Source organism: Gluconobacter sp. P1D12_c, assembly GCF_018812105.1.
Lineage (GTDB): Bacteria > Pseudomonadota > Alphaproteobacteria > Acetobacterales > Acetobacteraceae > Gluconobacter > Gluconobacter oxydans_A.
This window is the reverse complement of sequence record NZ_JACSIQ010000688.1, coordinates 1-394: the sequence shown is the minus strand read 5'-3', so window position 1 is coordinate 394 and position 394 is coordinate 1. Positions and strand designations below refer to the sequence as shown.

The following is a 394-nucleotide window of genomic DNA, read 5'->3' as shown; positions in this document are numbered from 1 at the left end:
GACAGGCGACGCTTCATGCTTCCTGCTGTTGGTTTAGAATAAGTTCCATAGGTTAAGGAAGCGAAGGAATCACGCGGAGAGATTTTTGATGCAGGACCGTCTGAGAATGGGTGTGAGTCATCTTCTCGGATAGGTTTTTATGAGCTTCTTCGTCGCAACAGTGGGAACAAGGTTGATGTGTTTAAACATCTTGAACGCATTGGCAGGGATGAGGCCATAAGGCTTCAATCTGATCGCATTGCTGACAGGCTTGAAGGTCTGGGGATTCCGTCTAGGCGTAAGAAGCAGGATGGCACCTTTTTCAAGGTGGGTTTGCTGTCTGGATTAGCTAAGCAGATGGATGAACAGTTTAGGCATATCATGTTCATTCCTGCTGTTGCTGTTGCTGAGCGTC

General features: G+C 47.5%; 1 protein-coding gene. It reads left to right on the top strand.

The window, feature by feature from the left end:
- Window positions 1-177: 177 nt before the first annotated feature.
- On the top strand, window positions 178-394 hold a 217-nt coding region (locus KP705_RS18750), incomplete at its 3' end, for a hypothetical protein (RefSeq protein WP_215765397.1).